Source organism: Flavobacterium collinsii (genome assembly GCF_902804485.1).
GTDB lineage: Bacteria > Bacteroidota > Bacteroidia > Flavobacteriales > Flavobacteriaceae > Flavobacterium > Flavobacterium collinsii.
On sequence record NZ_CADCST010000082.1, the window covers coordinates 27,137 to 47,796 of the forward strand.

The 20,660-nt window shown below is 34.1% G+C and carries 23 protein-coding genes; 8 read left to right on the plus strand and 15 right to left on the minus strand.

Annotated elements, in window-relative coordinates:
• Positions 1-55 precede the first annotated feature (55 nt).
• The 10 genes from ftsY to FLA105534_RS10715 form a co-directional block, all read right to left on the minus strand.
• The gene (ftsY, locus tag FLA105534_RS10670) at positions 56-1,009 is read right to left on the minus strand and encodes a signal recognition particle-docking protein FtsY (protein ID WP_173966109.1); all 954 of its coding nucleotides are present in this window, start codon (positions 1,007-1,009) and stop codon (positions 56-58) included.
• Between the two features lie 167 nt (positions 1,010-1,176).
• Entirely contained in the window at positions 1,177-1,329 is a 153-nt protein-coding gene (locus FLA105534_RS10675; protein ID WP_008468081.1) for a DUF4295 domain-containing protein, read from the minus strand.
• A 118-nt stretch (positions 1,330-1,447) separates the two neighbouring features.
• Complete coding sequence (rpmG, locus tag FLA105534_RS10680) at positions 1,448-1,630, minus strand: 50S ribosomal protein L33 (RefSeq protein ID WP_008253902.1); 183 nt, start codon at positions 1,628-1,630, stop codon at positions 1,448-1,450.
• Between the two features lie 27 nt (positions 1,631-1,657).
• Positions 1,658-1,894, minus strand: coding sequence for a 50S ribosomal protein L28 (rpmB, locus tag FLA105534_RS10685; RefSeq protein WP_008468080.1), 237 nt, complete (start codon positions 1,892-1,894; stop codon positions 1,658-1,660).
• Between the two features lie 71 nt (positions 1,895-1,965).
• Positions 1,966-3,219 (minus strand): CinA family nicotinamide mononucleotide deamidase-related protein, encoded by a 1,254-nt coding sequence (locus FLA105534_RS10690; protein WP_173966110.1) that lies wholly within the window; start codon positions 3,217-3,219, stop codon positions 1,966-1,968.
• Positions 3,220-3,424: 205 nt separating this feature from the next.
• On the minus strand, positions 3,425-3,769 hold the full coding sequence (locus tag FLA105534_RS10695; RefSeq protein WP_173966111.1) for an Hpt domain-containing protein: 345 nt from the start codon (positions 3,767-3,769) through the stop codon (positions 3,425-3,427).
• Positions 3,769-4,380 carry a fumarylacetoacetate hydrolase family protein gene (locus FLA105534_RS10700; RefSeq protein ID WP_173966112.1) on the minus strand — a complete coding sequence of 204 codons (612 nt, stop codon included), beginning with the start codon at positions 4,378-4,380 and terminating at the stop codon, positions 3,769-3,771. The genes FLA105534_RS10695 and FLA105534_RS10700 overlap by 1 nt, the downstream gene beginning before the upstream one ends.
• A 90-nt stretch (positions 4,381-4,470) precedes the next feature.
• Positions 4,471-5,241: a 3'-5' exonuclease gene (locus FLA105534_RS10705; RefSeq protein WP_029272720.1), complete on the minus strand. Its 771-nt coding sequence runs from the start codon at positions 5,239-5,241 to the stop codon at positions 4,471-4,473.
• A 217-nt stretch (positions 5,242-5,458) separates the two neighbouring features.
• Positions 5,459-6,772 (minus strand): dihydrolipoamide acetyltransferase family protein, encoded by a 1,314-nt coding sequence (locus FLA105534_RS10710; protein ID WP_173966113.1) that lies wholly within the window; start codon positions 6,770-6,772, stop codon positions 5,459-5,461.
• An 84-nt stretch (positions 6,773-6,856) separates the two neighbouring features.
• Positions 6,857-8,020 (minus strand): glycosyltransferase family 2 protein, encoded by a 1,164-nt coding sequence (locus FLA105534_RS10715; protein ID WP_173966114.1) that lies wholly within the window; start codon positions 8,018-8,020, stop codon positions 6,857-6,859.
• Between the two features lie 232 nt (positions 8,021-8,252).
• Here FLA105534_RS10715 and FLA105534_RS10720 point away from each other — a divergent pair, with 232 nt between their 5' ends.
• Positions 8,253-8,834 carry a hypothetical protein gene (locus FLA105534_RS10720; RefSeq protein WP_173966115.1) on the plus strand — a complete coding sequence of 194 codons (582 nt, stop codon included), beginning with the start codon at positions 8,253-8,255 and terminating at the stop codon, positions 8,832-8,834.
• Between the two features lie 12 nt (positions 8,835-8,846).
• Positions 8,847-9,236: a hypothetical protein gene (locus FLA105534_RS10725; RefSeq protein ID WP_173966116.1), complete on the plus strand. Its 390-nt coding sequence runs from the start codon at positions 8,847-8,849 to the stop codon at positions 9,234-9,236.
• 74 nt (positions 9,237-9,310) lie between these two features.
• Here the strand turns inward: FLA105534_RS10725 and FLA105534_RS10730 are convergent, their stop codons facing one another.
• Positions 9,311-9,952 (minus strand): DUF4272 domain-containing protein, encoded by a 642-nt coding sequence (locus FLA105534_RS10730; protein WP_173966117.1) that lies wholly within the window; start codon positions 9,950-9,952, stop codon positions 9,311-9,313.
• 60 nt (positions 9,953-10,012) lie between these two features.
• A complete protein-coding gene (locus FLA105534_RS10735; RefSeq protein WP_173966118.1) occupies positions 10,013-11,203 on the minus strand; it encodes a DUF5009 domain-containing protein in 1,191 nt (396 codons plus the stop codon).
• Between the two features lie 115 nt (positions 11,204-11,318).
• On the opposite strand from FLA105534_RS10735, the gene FLA105534_RS10740 reads away from it, so the two are divergent.
• Entirely contained in the window at positions 11,319-12,056 is a 738-nt protein-coding gene (locus FLA105534_RS10740) for a tyrosine-protein phosphatase (protein WP_173966119.1), read from the plus strand.
• A gap of 6 nt (positions 12,057-12,062) precedes the next feature.
• On the opposite strand, the gene FLA105534_RS10745 is transcribed toward FLA105534_RS10740, so the two are convergent.
• Positions 12,063-13,481 (minus strand): undecaprenyl-phosphate glucose phosphotransferase, encoded by a 1,419-nt coding sequence (locus tag FLA105534_RS10745; RefSeq protein WP_173966120.1) that lies wholly within the window; start codon positions 13,479-13,481, stop codon positions 12,063-12,065.
• A gap of 160 nt (positions 13,482-13,641) precedes the next feature.
• On the opposite strand from FLA105534_RS10745, the gene FLA105534_RS10750 reads away from it, so the two are divergent.
• Positions 13,642-14,607, plus strand: a complete 966-nt coding sequence (locus tag FLA105534_RS10750; RefSeq protein ID WP_173966121.1) for a T9SS C-terminal target domain-containing protein — start codon at positions 13,642-13,644, stop codon at positions 14,605-14,607.
• A 51-nt stretch (positions 14,608-14,658) separates the two neighbouring features.
• On the opposite strand, the gene FLA105534_RS10755 is transcribed toward FLA105534_RS10750, so the two are convergent.
• Positions 14,659-15,495, minus strand: a complete 837-nt coding sequence (locus FLA105534_RS10755; RefSeq protein WP_173966122.1) for an alpha/beta fold hydrolase — start codon at positions 15,493-15,495, stop codon at positions 14,659-14,661.
• Between the two features lie 60 nt (positions 15,496-15,555).
• The gene (locus FLA105534_RS10760) at positions 15,556-16,698 is read right to left on the minus strand and encodes a helix-turn-helix domain-containing protein (protein WP_173966123.1); all 1,143 of its coding nucleotides are present in this window, start codon (positions 16,696-16,698) and stop codon (positions 15,556-15,558) included.
• Between the two features lie 159 nt (positions 16,699-16,857).
• Between FLA105534_RS10760 and FLA105534_RS10765 the strand changes: the two genes are divergently transcribed.
• The 4 genes from FLA105534_RS10765 to FLA105534_RS10780 all read left to right on the plus strand — a co-directional run bounded on the left by FLA105534_RS10765 (position 16,858) and on the right by FLA105534_RS10780 (position 20,630).
• Positions 16,858-18,720, plus strand: a complete 1,863-nt coding sequence (locus tag FLA105534_RS10765) for an ABC-F family ATP-binding cassette domain-containing protein (protein WP_173966124.1) — start codon at positions 16,858-16,860, stop codon at positions 18,718-18,720.
• An 89-nt stretch (positions 18,721-18,809) separates the two neighbouring features.
• Positions 18,810-19,175, plus strand: a complete 366-nt coding sequence (locus tag FLA105534_RS10770) for a four helix bundle protein (RefSeq protein WP_173966125.1) — start codon at positions 18,810-18,812, stop codon at positions 19,173-19,175.
• 120 nt (positions 19,176-19,295) lie between these two features.
• The gene (locus FLA105534_RS10775) at positions 19,296-19,757 is read left to right on the plus strand and encodes an FKBP-type peptidyl-prolyl cis-trans isomerase (protein ID WP_173966126.1); all 462 of its coding nucleotides are present in this window, start codon (positions 19,296-19,298) and stop codon (positions 19,755-19,757) included.
• Positions 19,758-19,838: 81 nt separating this feature from the next.
• Positions 19,839-20,630, plus strand: a complete 792-nt coding sequence (locus FLA105534_RS10780; RefSeq protein WP_173966127.1) for an O-methyltransferase — start codon at positions 19,839-19,841, stop codon at positions 20,628-20,630.
• Positions 20,631-20,660 lie beyond the last annotated feature (30 nt).

Sequence of the window (20,660 nt, forward strand, 5' to 3'; positions counted from 1 at the left end):
TAACCGGCGTTATATTTTTTAAAGAAGAAAAACTCATTGAATGATCTAAAAAAGATTACTTAAAAAAACTATCGACAAATTCATACTTATTAAAGACCTGTAGATCCTCAATTCCCTCTCCAACACCAATGTATTTTACAGGAATCTGAAACTGATCCGAGATACCTATCACAACACCACCTTTAGCTGTTCCGTCTAATTTAGTTACAGCAAGCGATGTTACTTCGGTAGCAGCAGTGAATTGTTTAGCCTGCTCAAAAGCATTCTGACCTGTAGAACCGTCTAAAACCAAAAGTACGTCATGAGGAGCATCGGCAACTACTTTTTGCATCACACGTTTTACTTTCGTAAGCTCGTTCATTAAATTGATCTTATTGTGCAGACGTCCGGCAGTATCAATAATAACTACATCGGCATTTTGAGCTACCGCAGATTGCAACGTATCAAATGCAACAGAAGCAGGATCACTCCCCATATTCTGTCTCACGATTGGAACATCTACGCGATCTGCCCAAACCTGCAACTGATCGATAGCAGCAGCACGAAAAGTATCGGCAGCTCCCAGAACCACTTTATAACCGGCTTTTTTAAACTGATATGCTAATTTACCAATTGTAGTAGTCTTACCTACTCCATTAACACCAACAACCATTAAAACATATGGTTTTTTATCTTTTGGAATCTCAAATTCTGTTGCCTCACCTGTATTAGTCTCAGACAATAAAGCACCAATTTCTTCACGAAGAATTTGATTCAACTCATCTGTTCCTAAATATTTATCTGCAGCAACACGTTTTTCGATTCTGGAGATTACTTTTAGTGTTGTATTTACTCCAACATCAGAAGCTACCAAAATTTCTTCCAGATCATCCAGAACGTCGTCATCAACTTTAGATTTTCCAGCAACGGCTTTGCTTAACTTTGAGAAAAAAGTAGTTTTTGATTTTTCAAGACCTTTGTCTAAAGTCTCTTTCTTATCAGTAGAGAATAATTTTTTAAAAAAACTCATTTTTATAGGTTGTTAGTTTTTTAGATTATATGATTTTACAAACCAAATGATCTTTAATTTTTAAAGAAACCTAAAATTAGTCATGTTCCTTTAAATTTTAGACAAATATAAAAAATAAAAAAGCTACTTCCGAATGAAAGTAGCTTTTCTATATACTGTGATTGTTATTATTTCTTTTTCAAGAATTCATCAACTTCTTCAGGAGCCATAATAGATTCTACGAATGTATATGCACCAGTTTTAGGAGATTTCACCATTTTGATGGCTTTTGATAATCTCTTAGAAGATGTTTGTAACGATGCTACGGTTTTCTTTGCCATGATTTAAATGTTATTGAAATTCAATAAATCTTTAAATATTTTAATATTAACAGTATTACTAGTATTTCAAGTATTACTTAATAATTAACACTTAAGATTGTATTAAAATCTCTAATTATTACTTAATTTCTTTATGAACAGTTACACGTTTCAAGATTGGATTAAATTTTTTAATCTCTAATCTGTCCGGAGTATTTTTCTTGTTCTTAGTTGTTATATATCTAGAAGTACCTGGAACACCAGAAGTCTTGTGCTCAGTACATTCTAAAATTACCTGGATTCTATTACCTTTCTTTGCCATCTTGCTATATATTTATTTAGGAAAAGATTATTTGATAAATCCTTCTGACTGTGCTTTTTTCAAAACAGCAGTGATTCCATTTTTATTAATTGTTTTTATCGTAGATGCTGCTACTCTAAGAGTAATCCATCTATCTTCTTCTGGAAGATAAAAACGCTTTTTAACTAAGTTTACAGAAAACTTTCTCTTAGTTTTGTTCATAGCGTGAGAAACGTTATTTCCTACCATCGCTCTTTTACCTGTAAGGTCACAAACTCTTGACATTATACTTATCTTTTATCGTTATTCAAAATCAGGGTGCAAAGAAAAGAAAAATAAACCATTGTAGCAAAAAATTATCGCACAAATTTCAAAATTTCTTTCTGTAATATTTCTAAACTCTTGATAGTTGCTCTATCTATCACTTTTTCACGTGGTTGGCCAAAGTTAAATTCTTCGACAATTATTCCGTTCGGAGTAGCCAAAGCGATAAAAACAGCTCCAATTTCAGCATCAGAGTCTCCTTTTGTCGGTCCGGCATTCCCGGTTGTGGCAATTGCATAGTCGGTTTTAAGTATCTCTTTCACATTCAAAGCCATAGCAGATGCAACCTCGGCACTTACGACCGAAAATCGATCAACCAAATCCTGCGAGACACCGAGAACATTGACCTTTGCCTCTGTTGCATAGGAAACCACACTGCCTTTAAAATAATTAGACGATCCCGGAATTGCCGACAAAAGCGAAGCAATTTTCCCTCCGGTAAAACTTTCGGCCGTCGAAATCGTTTTATGCTGTTTAGTTAAAATCTTTCCGACTACAGATTCTATCGTTTCATTTTCCTCATAGCCCACTATAATATCATTAATTATAGCATCCAAAGATTTCACATTCTCCTCAATTGCAGCTTCCAACACTTCTTTATTAGTTCCACGGGCAGACAAACGCAAACGTACTCGTCCCGGATTTGGCAGATAGGCCAGCTTAATAAATTCAGGCAAGTTATTCTCCCAATCTTCGATACGTTCCGCAACTAGACTCTCGCCCTGACCATAGGTCAAAATTGTTTTATGAATGATATATGGACGTTTGTATTCGCGAACTATTTTAGGAATTATCTCTTCTTCGATCAAATATTTCATTTCATATGGGACTCCCGGAAGCGAAACAAATACTGTATTTTCTTTCTTCATCCACATGCCTGGAGCCGTGCCCATTTTATTATGCAAAACGGTACATTTAGACGGAACTAAGGCCTGATCTTTATTTAATTGTGAAATTGGACGCTTGTAAAAACCCTCGATCAATTCCGTCACATGAGCCAGAACTTCAGGATTCATCACCAGCTCATCATCAAAATAATCGCAGAACGTCTTTCTGGTAACATCATCTTTTGTAGGCCCTAGACCACCAGTCACAATCACCACATCAACTTTATTCTGCAACTGAGCAAATGTGTCTAAAATATGCTTTTTATCATCACTTATCGAAATCATTTCATGAACTTCGACACCAATGCGATCCAGTGATTTTGCAATAAAACCTGAGTTTGTATCGACTATCTGACCTATTAAAATTTCATCCCCGATAGTAATAATGGTTGCTTTCATAGCTATAGAATATTTTCACTTACTTATCGTAAGTCATTATTATAAAACACAGATGTAGTTGTAGAGATTCGCAAAAAAACAGACGTGAGATGCCTTTACAAGAAAGAAATCAACTCTGACTAAGACCCTTAAAACAAACACCTTAATCCACAGCAATTCCCTTCTTCTTCACCAACAAAAAAAGCAAAAAGATTACAGTAAAGACTTATAAATCAAAGTCTTTCTTTATCTCCTTGATCGCCTCTTTCACCTGTACCTTTATACTTTTAAAAGTTTCGATAATTTCTTTTTTCTTGCCTTCGGCTTTGGTCCAGGCCTCAACTTGCAGAATTTCTTCAAAAGCCACATTCAACCCCATTAAATCTAATGTAGGTTTTATTTTGTGCGCATATGAATAGGCATACTTATGATCCTTCTTTTTAATTCCTTCTTTGATTTGTTTCAAATCCTCAGGAACTTCAGTAACAAATAATTTAAGAATTTCGTTTACAAATTCCGGATCATTGTCTGAAAGCGCATATACTTTCGAAAGGTTGTATTTTAAAGCCATTATTTTACTTGTATTCTGAATAATTTTTTATCTTCTAAAAAGCCTTCTAAAACGTCGTTTGGTTTAACCGCAGCAACACCTTCCGGTGTTCCTGTAAAAATGATATCACCAATTTTTAGCGTGAAAAACTGCGACACATAAGAAACAAGTTCGTCAATTTTCCAAAGCATAAAACCAGTATTCCCTTTTTGAACAGTCTCAGAATTGTTTGTCAATTCAAATGTAAGATTTTCCATCGAAACAAAATCAGTCTTTGGCAAAAACTCTCCAATAACCGCAGAGCCATCAAAAGCTTTTGCTTTTTCCCAAGGCAATCCTTTTGCTTTTAATTTTTCCTGTAAATCTCTGGCGGTAAAATCAATACCCACGCTAATCTCATCGTAGTACTTGTGCGCAAACTTAGGCTCAATATACTTTCCTACTTTGTTAATTTTAACAATTATCTCTATTTCGTGATGAATTTCTTCAGAAAATTCCGGAATTACGAACGGATGCTGTTTCAATAAAACTGCCGAATCCGGTTTCATAAAAACCACCGGCTCAGTCGGACGCTCGTTTTTTAACTCCTCAATGTGATTGGTATAATTTCTACCGATACAGATAATCTTCATTTTTATATAAGTTGCTAAGCTACTAAGATTCTAAGGTTCTAAGAAACTATGCTAAAACTTAGCCCCTTAGAACCTTAAACCCTTAGAACCTTATTTTGTGTTTAACTTTCTTAATTTAATTGCCGTTAAGACTTTTTTGGTATACAAAGGAAAATCAGCATTTTGAATCCAGCTAAAATAGCCTGGCTCACTTTCTAAAATCTTATCCACTTTAGCTCCTTTATGCTTTCCAAAGGTAAAAATCTCTTCGTTATCTTTATCAAAAGCAATCATTCCGGCGAAATCAGCGATTTTTTTACGTGTTGTAAATTCAGACAATGATTTCATATCATTTTCCAATTCCGGGTAACGGTCCAATTGCGCCTTTAAGATCTCGTAGGTCGCCATTGTATCTGCTTCTGCTGAATGCGCGTTCTCCAGACTTTTTCCGCAATAGAATTTTAGTGCCGCACTTAGAGTACGTTCTTCCATTTTATGAAAGATTGTTTGCACATCTACCGAAACTTTGTTCTTCATATCAAAATCAACTCCGGCACGCAGCAATTCTTCCGCTAACAACGGAATATCAAAACGATCTGAATTAAAACCGCCTAAATCACTGTCTTTAATCATATTATAAACCTGTGGTGCCAATTCTGCAAAAGTAGGCTCATTGGCCACTTTTTCATCCGTGATACCATGAACAGCAGTTGTTTGTGGCGGAATTGGAATCGTAGGATTCACCAACCAGGTTTTACTTTCTTTATTTCCGTTTGGAAAAACTTTGAATATCGAAATTTCTACAATTCGATCTTTACCGATATCAATTCCGGTTGTTTCAAGATCAAAAAAGCAAATTGGTTTGTTGAGTTTGAGTTCCATTTTTAATTTTTATAAGATTACAAATGTAATTTTTAAAGCCGAATTTCCTCTTTTATTCTTGACTTTTTTAAACAAAAAGGGCTGTAATTGCTCGATTTTAACTTTTAAATTGATTCTAAAAGCGAGCTTCTGTTAGCTTTCTTAACCTTTTCTTACAAAACAAAAAACCCGGGAAATGTTTAAATTTCCCGGGTTTGATTTTATTTTTAAAACAGAATTAAAAATCTCTGTTTACATCAAAAGCTTCTAAATATTCAGCTACTCTTTTTACAAAACTTCCTCCTAAAGCACCATCTACTACCCTGTGATCGTAAGAGTGTGATAAGAACATTTTTTGACGGATTCCGATAAAATCACCTTCCGGAGTTTCGATAACCGCAGGCACTTTACGAATAGCACCCAAAGCCAGAATTCCAACTTGCGGCTGATTGATAATTGGAGTTCCAAAAACACTTCCGAAAGTCCCCACATTAGTCACCGTATAAGTTCCGCCTTGTGTATCATCCGGTTTTAGTTTTCCTGCTTTCGCACGGTTTCCTAAATCATTAACTGCTTTTGCCATTCCAACTAAATTCAACTGATCTGCATTTTTAATTACAGGAACAATTAAATTTCCATTTGGTAAAGCTGCTGCCATTCCTAAATTTATATTTTTCTTTTTGATGATATAATCACCATCAACAGAAATATTCATTCCCGGGAAATCTTTTAAAGCCTTCGCAACTGCTTCCATCATAATTGGTGTAAAAGTCAGCTTTTCTCCTTCTCTTTTCTCGAAAGCGCTTTTCACTCTATCTCTCCATTTTACAATATTCGTTACATCGACCTCAATAAACGATTGTACGTGTGCCGAAGTTTGTACCGAAGCCACCATGTATCCTGAAATCAGTTTACGCATTCTGTCCATTTCGATGATTTCATCACCTCCATTTACAGATACCGGAACTGCTTGCTGGCTTTTTTGAACTGGAGTCGCAGGCTGAACCGTTTTTGGTGCTTCTACAACTGCTTTTGGAGCCTGAACACCCGATTTACGAGCTTCAATATATTTTAAAATATCTTCTTTTGTTACACGACCGTCTTTACCTGAACCAGCAATACTTTCTAATTCAGCAACAGAAACCCCTTCTTCTTTAGCAATGTTTTTTACTAACGGAGAAAAGAATTTATCCGATCCTGAAAAATCTTGTGGCGCCGTTACAGCGTCTTTCGCAACTTCGATTGTTTTTTCGATTTCAGCGACTTCTGCCGGAGCAGCAGATTCTAATGCCTTAACAGCCGGCGCATCACCTTCTGTCTCAATAATTGCAATAGTTTGCCCTACCTGAACCAAATCGTCTTTACCGAACAATTGCTCAATCAAAACTCCTGATACCTCGCTTGGCACCTCACTGTCAACCTTATCAGTTGCAATTTCAAGTACTGCTTCATCAGCTTCAATTTTGTCTCCCACTTCTTTCAACCAGTTTGTAATAGTTGCTTCAGCGACACTCTCTCCCATTTTAGGAAGTTTCAATTCAAATCTTGCCATATTGTTAATCTAAAAGGTGATTTTGATTTTCAGATTGCGAAATTACTGAATATTTTAAATATAAATTACACTTAATATAATTTTTTACTCGATTTTTACAATTTGCCCCCTGTCATTTCGCGAATTGCTCCCAATAATAAAATTTGCATTTTTGGGGAAAATCTTAAAAGTAATGTTCTTATCTTTAACAGTTTCTATGATTTTGATACATTTTTCGAACGAAACATATTGATTATCCAAAATAATCTCAACTCTTTTACCCTCAAAAACCTGGCACGAATTTACCATTTTTTCTTTTTTGAAATCTAAAAAGGTAACTTTATTTTTTAAAATTTTAGGTAATTTTTCAGACAAAATTCGATTTGAAGAGTAAAAAACGACTCTTTCCGGCAAAGGTTTTGATTTTGTTTTTCCTTGAAACATTTTCACAAATGAAAAGAACCAAATTCCGATTTGGATAAAAAATTCAAAAAACCATGATTTTCTAAAATGCTTCTGATAGAAAAAACTCATAGCTTCCTGAAAACGTTTCATATACTTTTCATCTTTTACCGTGCTTTCGCCTTTGTAATGCAGAACGGTTGTTTCATGATAATAATAGTTACATTTCTTTCTTTGTAGTGCTCTATACGACAAATCAATATCATCGGCATACATGAAGCATTTTTCATCAAAACCTTCTAATTCCAAATACAAATCACGCGTCATCAACATAAAAGCCCCAACCAAAACATCAACTTTTCCGCTTTCGTTTGTACCTAAATGCTGTGCGTAGTACTGATTAAAAAGTTTCCATTTTGGAAAAATTTTATACAATCCGAAGATTTTAGTAAAAGCCACCCAGGGTGTCGGGATTCCCCGTTTGCTTTCGGGTAAAAAAGCTCCGGTACCATCGATTAGTTTACAACCCACAATTCCTAAATTGACTTGCATTTCAGCGAAAGCTACAATTTTCTTAAACGTATTTTCGGCAACAACGGTATCTGGATTTAAGATACAAATATACTTTCCCCTAGCGGCTGCAACTCCAATATTATTCCCTTTTGGAAACCCAAAGTTGGTATCGTTTTGAATTAGTTTTACTCCCGGGAACTTCGTTTTCATCATCAAACAGCTCTCGTCTGATGAATTATTATCCACTACAATGATTTCGGCATCAAGCGACGAAATAGCATCCTGAACACTTAAAACGCATTGTTCCAAAAAGTAACGTACATTATAATTAAGAATAATTACCGATAATTGCATGAAAAATAAGGGAATTGATTTTTTTGGAAAGTTAGAAATTTTCGGCCAAACCTAGCCTTAATGACCAATCGTTTTTACTGACCCCAAAATCCAGCACCAGATTACTGTTATTTTATTTGCTTCATTTAATCTTAATTTGGTTCCAACAATAGGATTCCATTTCCTCAAATTATAGGTATCTAATTTGAATACAAGACAAAAAAGCATATTTTTGAGTTGAAAAAACCTTTGTATGAAAATCAAAACCAAGATTGGGACTCCTTTTATACTTTTATTATTAAGCATTGGATTTCTCTTCTTTGGCTTTACTTTCTTTAAGGGACCAGATAAAGACTTAGTCAAAACCTCTGTCTGGTATATTGCAGGTCCCGCTGTAGAAAGTCAGAACATGATTAATGAGGTTCGTGAGAAAAAAGGAATCGTGAAAGTCACCGCAAAAGAAGAACCTTCGGGTGAAATTGAACTAAATGTCCTGATAACAAATTCTAATTCAAATGATGGCCCTCCGACCAATTTATCGGATGATTCTAAATTTGTAAGCATCACTTATAAATCTTCGCACCTCATCAAAATACAGGCACGCGAAGGGAACGAAGAAGGAACCGGTTGCATACATGGCGGATCTCACCCAAGAGTTGATTTACCAGCTTCTCCCAATAAATTCAAAACAATCAAAATTAAATGGACGGATTTCAGACAGAACGGTCTTCCAAACGGAAAACTTCTGAACATTCATAATTTATGCAAATTCAACTTTGTGAACTACCATCCGGTTTCGGGAGCTTTTTTAGAAATAAAATCAGTTACTTTTTAAATTTTAAGAAATATGAAAACAAAACTTTGTCTTTTACTTTTTACTGTTCTATTCTTTTCAAATAACAGCTATAGCCAATCGAAAAAAATCGATATTAACGGCGTCTGGGAAGACATAAATCCTGGAGTACAAAATGCTGTCGCAATTATATCAGAACAAAACGGGAAGGTTATTTTCTCTCACTACCTGGAATGGAAAGGACAGAAATTTGTAGAAAGCGGTACAGGAAAACGAACCGGAAACACTATTGTATACACGGTAAAAGTCACATTACCCATTGAAGGCTGGGCAACACAAGGCACACATACTTTAACACTGTCTGAAGACGGCAACACGCTCGAAGGTACTTTTATTGACAATAAGAAAAGAACCGGACCGATTTCGTTTAAAAGGGTACGCTGAATTTTTATGTTGAAAAGTTTCAGGTTTCAGGTTCAAACTACACCTGAAACCTGAAATACTTTTTTTTCATTTACTTATGTACTCATATCAACACTATCCCAATCATCAGCTCGATTAAAAATCCATTCTAAGGCCTTACGTCTTTCATATACTAATCCTTCATCCACTTTAGCTTCTCTTCCATTCAATCTTTCATCTACACAATACCAATGAAGGCGATAATAATAATCAAGCATCTTATAAATCTCAATTTCGGGCTTTAAAGTTCGTAAAACTTCAATTTTATCATTATTATCTCCATTTTCCAAATCTGGCAAAAGAGAAGCTTGATTATCTCCAACATGCTTTTCAGCATCTAAGTTCTGAATCATATCACTTCCCCACATTAAAGCCCATAGCGACTCTAAATACCATTCTAGAGAATTAATTTCAAATTCTGTCAAATCTTCATTTTCTTTATCTAACATATTCTTCTCTAAATCTGAGAGATACTTTGTTAGATTTTGACGATCAATCCATTCTTTGATAATATAAGTTGGAGCTTGAAAAGCAATATTTATTAAAGCATTCATTACAGACATTCTGCCTTTGATTTCTTCAAGAGATCTTATTTTAAACGTTTCGAGAATGGGTAACCAATCGTTAACTCGATATCCTTTATTCTTTATAAAAGAATCGTTTTCTAATTTAATATGTCTTTTCTGATTATCATCCATTGTTTTCAATATTCAAGAGCATAAACATAGTCCTTTTCTTTCAAATATTCTATTAAAAAGTTACAGATGCAATTGAATTTTAAACCTATTCATGATTTTCATCACATAAAGCATAATAACAGAAAAAACTAAAGACCAGATAATCCCCGGAACTCCTTCTCTAAAATATCCCGGAATAATATGAATATTAATAGTCTTGCAGAAATAATAGATAACACCCGGCAGAATATAAATCAATAACGGATTTGCAGCAGCGGGCATAAAGAAATTACTCCATTTGGTTTGTTTTTTAAGTTCCATAAGCCAATACAGAAAATAGAACAAAACGGTACAAATTGCCGCCGAAAACATTGTCCAGGATGGAGTTCCTTTTATTTTTGAAATTCCAAAATACGGTCGCAACAAATATCCCGTTACTAAAAATAAAACAACAAAACCTAATACTCCCCAATTGATTTTAGCAGGTATTTTTCGATCGAAAAACAGTAACGAAATTACTACTCCGGCAGCAACTAAGGAAGCATGAGTTAAGTGTCCTGCAATAAAACTCAACCATTGTATTTGATGCAAAACGGATCCTTCAGTCAGATTTACCGAATTTGCTGCAACGCATAGGACTAAAAAAGCAATCATTGCCCCCAATTTTCCACAAACCAGCCAGTAATACACCACTGTAAAAAGATAAGCCCAACCAATTAATCCCAGAATTCCCCACCATTTTGGCGTCATTCCAATGTTGCCGGTATCCTGAACATATAAAAAGTAGAGTGCTATTAAAACCACTATTCCACCATATTGCAGGCTATTTTTTAAACACAACGGAAAATCCTTAGCATATTTATTCCAAATTGGAATAGGCATTAAATAAGCTAAAAATCCCCAAAATGTCGGTGAAATAATCATCTTAGCGGCATCGTAACCTTCAGCGGCATTGACCATAAAAACACCTATAATTATGAGAGCCAAAGCTCTTTTTAAAGTATGTGTCCAAATCGTTTTTACACTGTCTCCTTTGATCAATCGGGCATTAAAAGCAAACGGAACAGACATTCCCACAATAAATAAGAAAGCCGGAAAAACCAGGTCTACAAAAGTCATGGCATCAGCATCTGCAGGCATATGTTTCATCCATTGCGGCACATTGGTAATACTGGCCAGCTCATTTACAAAAATCATAACAAAAATTGTGATTCCGCGTAAAGCGTCTATCGAAATAATTCTTTTGTTGTACAAATTTTCTTTTATTTTCATAAATCATTAGATTTTAAGGAATCTCAAATATAATATAATTCTGAAATGACGAGTTATATTCGATACATTAAAATTAAAGCATCACAAATTCTTCTTATTTACATACTTTTGCAACATGTTATCCTTTTTAAAATCAAAACCTCTTTTAAAAGACCTGCTGTCGGATCATTATGTTGATATTCATTCGCATATCTTGCCCGGAATTGACGACGGTGCAAAAACGACAACCGATACAATAAAACTTGTCAATGCCTTTCGAGAAATGGGATTGTCGCAATTTATCACTACTCCTCACATTAATCATTATGTATGGAATAATTCGGCTCCGATTATTACAACAAAACAGCAGGAGACTAAGCTTTTATTAGAAGAAAATCATATTAAGATTCCTTTTCAGGCTGCCGCAGAATATTTTATTGACGATTGGTTTGAGAATCATTTCAAAAACGAAAAGCTTCTCACACTAAAAGACAATTATGTATTAGTAGAAATCTCGTATCAAAATGCTCCTCTCCAACTGTACAAAACTCTTTTTGAATTACAGGTAGCCGGATACATTCCGGTTTTGGCACATCCGGAGCGCTATTTGTATTATCGAAAAGATTTTAATGAATATGAAAAGCTAAAAAAAGCAGGCTGTTTGTTTCAGTTAAATTTGTTGTCTATTGTGGGGTATTATGGAGAACGAATTAGCAAAACGGCAGAAGAACTTCTCAAAAAAGGCATGTATGATTTTACGGGAACCGATGCACATCACATGAATCACATCAGAGCTTTTGATCAAAAAATAAAGATCAATAGTATTTCTAACCTAAAAGAAGTTATTTCCAACAATCAGTTTTTTAAATTCTAAACCTTATCAGTACGCATTTTCTTCTCCTTTTGCAATATTGATGATCGTTTTTATAATGATTTTAATATCTAACATCAGACTCCAGTTCTCGATGTACCAAATATCATATTCTACTCTATTTTCCATATCAACTAATTTTTTGGTTTCGCCACGGTAACCATTTACCTGTGCCCACCCAGTAATACCAGGCTTGGCATACTGACGCACCAAGTAATTATTAATCAAATCGCTATATTCTTTAGCTAGATTTATCATATGTGGTCTTGGCCCTACGACTGACATGTCACCTAAAAAAACATTAAAAAACTGCGGCAACTCATCGATACTGGTTTTACGAATAAACGAACCAAATTTCGTTACACGACTATCTCCTTTTTCGGCTTGTTTTCGATGCGCCAAACGATTGACATACATACTTCTGAATTTATAACACATAAACGACCGATTATCACGACCTGACCTTTCCTGCTTAAAAAATATTGGGCCCGGAGATTCAATTTTAATAATCAGCATAATTATAGGAAACAGCCACGGAAATACCAGCAAGATTACAGAAAGTGAAAAAACAATATCAAATGCTTTTTTCACCAGTCGGTTTACCGCAAACTCCAAAGGTTCGGTTCGAAACATCAAAACAGGTGTATTTTCATAGAATGCAACTTCGACTTTACTGGATTTTGTATACAATTGAAAATCCGGAATAAACTTAATACGCACCATGTTTTGCTCGCAAATCTGCGTCAGTCTATTTATGATTTCAATTTGATCGATGTGCAGTGCCACATACATTTCATCGACCTTACTTTGGACAACAAATTCATGAATCTCATTAAAATCGCCTAATACAAGAGCTGAATCCACAATTGAAGCATCTATATCCTTATCGAAAAAGCCTAAAAACTTATACCCGTAAGTCAGGTCTTTTGCCAGTATCTTGCGCATTCTTTCTCCAGACTCATTGGCTCCAACAATCACAAATGTTTTAAAATTATAACCCTTAGCCCTGATATACTTTAAAAGCTTCATTGATAAATAGCGGGAAATCATCAATAATCCGAAAAAAATCAAATAAAAAGAAAGTAATCTGAGCCTTGAAATTTCATAGTATTTGAGGTACACCACAAAAATTGAAATTAAGGCAGCGTGAATTATTAACTTCTTAACTGTTCTAACCAATATCGATTCGATAGGCTCAACCCTTACACTTCTGTTCGAATCATTTTGAAACAACAACCCTACCCAAATTAAAATCGCCAACAATGCAACTGTTCGTTCTTCTTTTGATAAAAGTTTATCTAAGCTACCAAATCTTGTCAATGCAGACAACAGCGTTGCTAAATTCAGCAACACAACATCAACACAAACAAATAAAAGCTTGAAATAGCGCGAAAAACGATAATGCGACAGTTTCTGTAAAATTTCCATATCTGGGGTCTATGACTTATTCTGGACTAAATAAAAACTGATTAAAAATCCGTTAAAAATTAGTAGTGCAAAATAGTATTTTAATTATATTTTTTGGCACTATTTAAAATCTATATTTAAAAGTTTACTTTTATGTTATGCAAATTTAATATTGCAGATCATGATTAAGACTATTTTATTCTTTTGCTTCACTATCTCTTTTGCTAATGCGCAGGTTTTAGACTGTACCGATCCGCTTTCTAAAAATTATAATCCAAATGCAACAGTCAATGACGGAAGCTGTAATTATAAAAAAATCAAGTTAAAACCTATATATTCCAAACTCCTTAATGATTCGATCAAAGAAACCTCGGGATTAATTGCCTTCGATAATTTACTTTGGACACACAATGACGATCATGACAAAACGATCTACGGCTTAGATTCATTGGGAAAAATTCGAAAAAAAATTGTTTTGGAGCAAGTCGTTAATCACGACTGGGAAGAGATCTCGCAAGACAGTTCTTATCTGTATGTTGGCGATTTTGGAAACAATCTGTCCGACAACAGAACGGATCTACACATTTTAAAAATAGAAAAAAAATCATTCTTAGAAGGAAACCCAACGATTGAAAACATTTCGTTTCGATATGCTGATCAAACGGATTTCTCTCCTAAAAAACCGAACACAGCTCGCTTTGACTGCGAGGCCTTTATTGTATCTAAAGACAGTATCTATTTGTTTACCAAACAATGGAAGAGATCCAAAACAAATATTTATGTTTTGCCTAACCAATCCGGCAGTCACGTTGCACAGCTAAAACATAGCCTAAATACAAAAGGCCTGGTAACCGGAGCTACTTATGTAGCGTCTAAAAAACTAATTGTACTATGTGGTTATTCCAAATTTGGCAAACCGTTTCTGTACCTGTTATACGATTACAAAAACACTGATTTTGTATCGGGAAACAAACGAAGAATCAATTTAAAACTCCCTTTTCATCAAATAGAAGGAATCGCAACATTAGATGGTCTGCATTATTACTTAACAAATGAAGCTTTAGTTCGAAAACCAATCCTCAATGTACCACAGCAGATTCATTATTTTGATTTGACTTCACTATTGAATTCCTATCTCCATAAATAAACTTTTGCGGAATTTGATTTTATATTAAACCAAATTCCACAAAGCACATTTTTATTTTATTTTAGACAGCAATAAATTAAAATTATCGATCACCAAATTGGGTTCATCCTTCATAATGTAATGCCCTGATTTTGTAGTTGTAATGTGCATAAAATCAGAAACTCCTTCTTTTAATAATTCATGAGCCTTAAACCATTTTTGTTTATCTGATTCAGAAGTTGATGCATCGACTTTTAAGCTCGAAATTACAATTACAGGAATATTTGGCAAATGTGGAAGTGTCGCCATATACTGAGAATCTTCTATTATTTCTCTGGCTTCTAGTGTTCCTCCAAAATTTTCTCCAAAATTGGCCTTATAAAGATTATAAAGCATATTCTCCTCCTCTTGCGAAGGCTGATTATAATATTCGTGCGATGGATCTATAAATAATAATCCGGCAACTTTAGAAGCATTTTTAACAGCATAATCTCTAATAACCATTCCGCCAAGCGAATGCCCGATAAGAATAACTTTTCTACCATTCGAAAAATTATTAATTACCGTTTCGAGTTCACTTCCTAATTGATTTATATTTCTTGGTTTTGAATCTTTCTCAGATTTTTCATAACCGGCTCTGTCGTATGTTAAGACATCTGATTGGGTACTTAATTCTATGGGTATTTTCTTTTCGTTCCAAACAGAATGTCCGTCTCCGAGTCCAGATTCAAAAACTACCAAATATTTTGAGTTGTGAATAATAGAGTAAGCGGCCAATTTATGAGTTCCAACTTCTACTTTTGTTTCTGTTAAAGCTTCAGTATTATTATCACTGTCTTTATCGCACGAAACGAATGTAAAGAATAAACTTAGTCCAATTTTTGCAATACTTTTTTTTGCTGATTTCATTTCTTTAAGATTAAAATTTTCAGCAAAAATCCCTTAAAAACAAAGGCTGGTCGTTCGGGTTTATAAAGTAGTACCTATTTGTTTCTTATATTCTGACGGAGTTTGTCCTGTGACTTTTTTAAATGTGGTATTAAAAACCGTTTTTGAATTAAAACCTACAGAAAATCCAATTCCGAGTAAACTTAAACGATCCGTTTCAAAATCAATCATTAATTTTTTAGCTTCTTCAATTCGGTACCTGTTTATAAACTGATAGAAATTTTCATCAAATCCACTATTGATTACGTACGAAAGTATATGAGTAGAAATTTTCATCAAACCGGCCAGTTTTACCAAACTTAAACCAAATTCTAAAAAAGGCTTTTCGGCTTCCATTAATTGTAATAATCTGCTTTTTTGTTCTTCTAATTCTTCAGGAGTCAGCAATTGTTTTCGTTTACCTTCCGGCAGAGAAGTTTCTACAATAATATTTTCTATTTCTTCTTTCTCTCTTAAACTATAGGGAAAAATTTCTTTTTGTTTCTGCCAATAATAAGTTATGTAGAGAATACTTAAAAAGTAAATCAAACTTGTCAGGACATCGAAGGTTTTGTTTCCTTCGGATATTTGAAACACAATATCAAGAATCCAAAAAATTGTGATAAGAATAACGCCGACAATAATATTTTTCAGCCATTTTAAATCCAGATTCTCAGAAGTAGAATTTAAAAGTTTAATCGTTTTTTCATGTTTAACAATTTTTTGGTAAGCCAGAAAACAATAAATAAAAACGTATAGGCTGAAAACAAAATTAAATATTGCTATAGTTTTCTGTACAATTTCCGGGCTTATGTCTTCAGGTTTATTGTTGTCGTCTATTACCCAGGAACTAACAAGAAGAATAAAGATTAGGAAAGCGAAACTAAAATGCAAGTAATCAATTGCTTTCCATTTTCTAACTGGCTCGATATAATAGCTCACACTTAGATAAAATATTGGAGCAACAACAAAACTGGAAATGTTTATTAATTGATTCAGAATATCATCTTCTCCAAGTATTTTGGAGTCTACAATAACATTTTCAAGTAAGATTAAAAAAATACAGCCGATAAAAAATCCAAACCAGCGATTGGCTTTTATGTTGATCTTATTTTGATTTACAAAAATTATAAATGTCAGTAAAAATGCTGCACCGCAAATTATTGCATTGAATATTGAGTACATAAAACAATTTTGATCACAAATCTAAGTAATTAAGTTTGTCTTAGTCAACTTAAATTAAGATTAACAATTCGCAAATCGTAAGATAAAAGTTTACTTTTGCAAAAAGTTATGTTTTCTAAAATACTCATAACTCATAATTTATAACTTACAATATACAAAGTGAATTACTTATCTGTAGAAAATATATCAAAGTCCTTTGGCGAAAGAACCTTGTTTGACAACATCTCTTTCGGGATCAATAAAGATCAAAAAATTGCCTTTATCGCAAAAAATGGTTCGGGGAAAACAACCATTATGAGCATTATCAATGGCTTGGACGAACCTGATACTGGACAGGTTGTTTTGAGAAAAGGAATCAGAATGGCTTTTCTTTCTCAGGATAACAACTTACAAGAGGAGTTGACTATTGAAGAAAGTATCTTTGCTTCAGACAATGAAACGCTTAAAATTATTGAGGCTTACGAAAAAGCACTTGAAAATCCGGACGATGAAGAAGCCTATCAAAAAGCTTTTGACGGAATGGATCAGCATAACGCCTGGGATTTTGAAACGCAATACAAGCAAATTCTCTTCAAGTTAAAACTGGAAGACTTTAAACTAAAGGTAAAAAATCTTTCAGGAGGACAAAAGAAACGTCTTTCATTGGCGATCATTTTGATCAATCGTCCTGATTTATTGATTCTGGATGAGCCAACCAACCACTTAGATCTGGAAATGATCGAATGGCTGGAGAGTTATTTTGCCAAAGAAAATATTACCTTGTTTATGGTAACGCACGATCGTTTCTTTTTAGAGCGTGTTTGTAACGAAATCATTGAACTTGACAACGGGAAACTATACCAATACAAAGGAAATTACTCTTACTATTTAGAAAAAAAAGAAGAGCGAATTACCTCTGAGAACGCCAGTGTTGACAAAGCCAAAAACTTGTTTGTAAAAGAACTGGAATGGATGCGCCGTCAGCCAAAAGCGAGAACTACAAAATCGAAATCCCGTCAGGATGATTTTTATCTAATTAAAGAAAAAGCACAAAGTCGTCGTCAGGAAAATAAAGTAGAACTTGAAATTAATATGGAACGTATGGGAAGTAAGATCATCGAACTTCACAAAATTTCTAAAAAATTCAAGGATCATGTGATTCTGGACAACTTTAGTTTCGATTTCCAACGTGGAGCACGTATCGGAATTATTGGTAAAAACGGAACCGGAAAATCAACTTTCCTGAATCTGCTTACCGGAACACTCCCATTAGACAGTGGACGTGTCGTAAAAGGAGATACCATCAAAATTGGCTATTATACACAAACAGGAATTAACCCAAAACCCAACCAACGTGTAATTGATATCATTAAAGAATACGGAGAATTTATTCCGTTGGCCAAAGGCCGAATGATCTCAGCTTCACAATTATTGGAACGTTTTCTTTTTGATGCCAAAAAACAATATGATTTTGTCGAAAAATTAAGTGGAGGAGAATTAAAACGTTTGTATTTATGTACCGTTTTGATTCAGAATCCGAACTTTTTAATTTTAGATGAGCCTACGAACGATTTAGACATTGTGACGCTAAACGTTTTAGAAAGTTTCCTTTTAGATTATCCGGGATGTTTACTTGTAGTTTCGCACGACCGTTATTTCATGGATAAAATTGTTGATCATTTATTTGTCTTCAGAGGAAATGGCGAAATTGAAAACTTCCCTGGAAACTATTCAGATTTCAGAGCTTATGAAGATAGCGCCGATGTGGCTCAAAAAGAAGAAAACAAAGCCGAAAAGAAAGACTGGAAACAAAATAATCCAACCGGAAACTTAACTTTCAACGAGCAAAAAGAATATCAAAAACTGGAAAGAGAAATCAAAGATCTCGAAATTGACAAAACCAAAATCGAACAATTATTCTCTGACGGAAAAGTGGCCGATACCGATATCGAAAAGAAAGCAAACGAATTGCAAAACATCATCAATAAAATAGATCAGAAAGAAGAACGTTGGTTCGAGCTTTCGGCTAAGATCGAGGGATAATTTTAGTTTTTCAGTCTCAGTTTTTCAGTCTCAGTTTTCAGCACTGCTTATAATGAAAGAAAAATCTTAATTTAGCATAAAAACTAGTTATGGATTTTAAAGATTTATTGGCCTATAAGAAATCATTTGAACTTGCAATGGAAATTTTTGAATTGTCGAAAACGTTTCCTAAAGAAGAAAGGTTTTCTTTAACGGATCAAATACGTCGATCTTCGAGAAGTGTTAGTGCTAATATTGCTGAATCATATAGAAAAAGAAGATATACAAATCATTTTATAAGTAAATTAACGGATAGCGATGCCGAAAACTCAGAAACAAGTACTTGGCTCGAATTTTCGTTAGAATGCCAATACATTACAAAAGAAACATTTGACAAACTAAATATTAAAAATCTCGAAATTGGACGATTAATAAATTATATGATCAACAATCCAACTAAGTTTGGATGTGGATAAAACTAACTACCATTACAAAACTGAAAACCGAGACTGAGACCGAGACTGAGACTGAGACCGAGACTGAGACTGAAAACTGAGACTAATTCCTTATATTTACGACCTTAAAAAAACACCATAATGAAAAAATTATTAGCTTCACTACTACTTGCTGTAATGCTTTTTGTTTCTTGCTCAAAAGATGAAAAAGAAAAAGATTACACAGCTCAAAACGAGAAAGAAATTGTCGATTATATTGCCAAAAACAAACTAACAGCGCAAAAAACCAATTCTGGACTATACTACTTTATTGACGTTCCCGGAACCGGAATTCAGCCAACGGCAAAATCTAATGTAACCGTAGCTTACAGAGGTTCTTTTATCGATGGAACGGTATTCGATCAAAGTAATTCAGATGGAATCTCTTTCAATTTAGATGAAGTTGTAAAAGGCTGGACAGAAGGTATTCCTTATTTTAAAACTGGTGGAAGCGGAATTCTTCTTGTTCCTTCGCATTTGGGCTATGGCAGCAAAGGAAATAAAAAAATCCCTGGAGGTTCAGTACTTATTTTTGATATTAAGTTAATCAAAGTAAACAAATAAAACAGGCTTGCTCAATGACCATTCCCATTTTTAAAGCAGAGCAAATCACAACTTCAGAGCATCATTGAAAGATAAAACATCATGTTATTTCAAATAAAGTCTTATTTAAAATTTCTTTGGAATTCCAAAAATGAACACGGAGTGCATTCGCCCTTCGTGTTTCATTTATTGACGAAATGTTTTTATGATAAGAAACCCAAACCGGAGTACAAAATCCTTAAGAACTACAGGAAATCACTTTTAGAAAATAAAATTTTCATTGAAGTAACCGATTTTGGTGCCGGTTCAAAAGTTTTCAAATCTAACAGAAGGCAAATTTCAAAAATTGCTTCCGCAGCCGGAATTTCTCCAAAACGAGCTGAATTGTTATTTAGAGTTACCCAATATTTCAAGCCCGAAAATGTGTTAGAAATAGGAACTTCGTTAGGTATGGCAACTGCAGCTTTGTCTTTAGGAAATACAAAAGCAAAAGTTATTACATTAGAAGGCTGTCCAAATACGGCAAATGTTGCTCAAAATCAATTTACGAAATTTGATTGTTCTAATATAAATTCGATTGTAACAGAATTTAAAAACTATCTTCAGGATATTCAATTGAGACTGAAAACAGAGACTGCAAACTTCGATTTAATCTATTTCGACGGTAATCATTCTAAAAAAGCAACTCTGGAATATTTTGAGCTTTTACTACCAACAATCAACAACGATTCGGTTTGGATCTTTGACGACATTCATTGGTCAGAAGAAATGGAAGGAGCCTGGGAGATTATCAAAAATCATCCTAAAGTAACCGTTACGATTGATACTTTTCAATGGGGATTTGTCTTTTTCAGATACGAACAGGAAAAAGAACATTTTGTGATTCGCACTTAACAAATTTCAGTATACAATTTTTATTACATT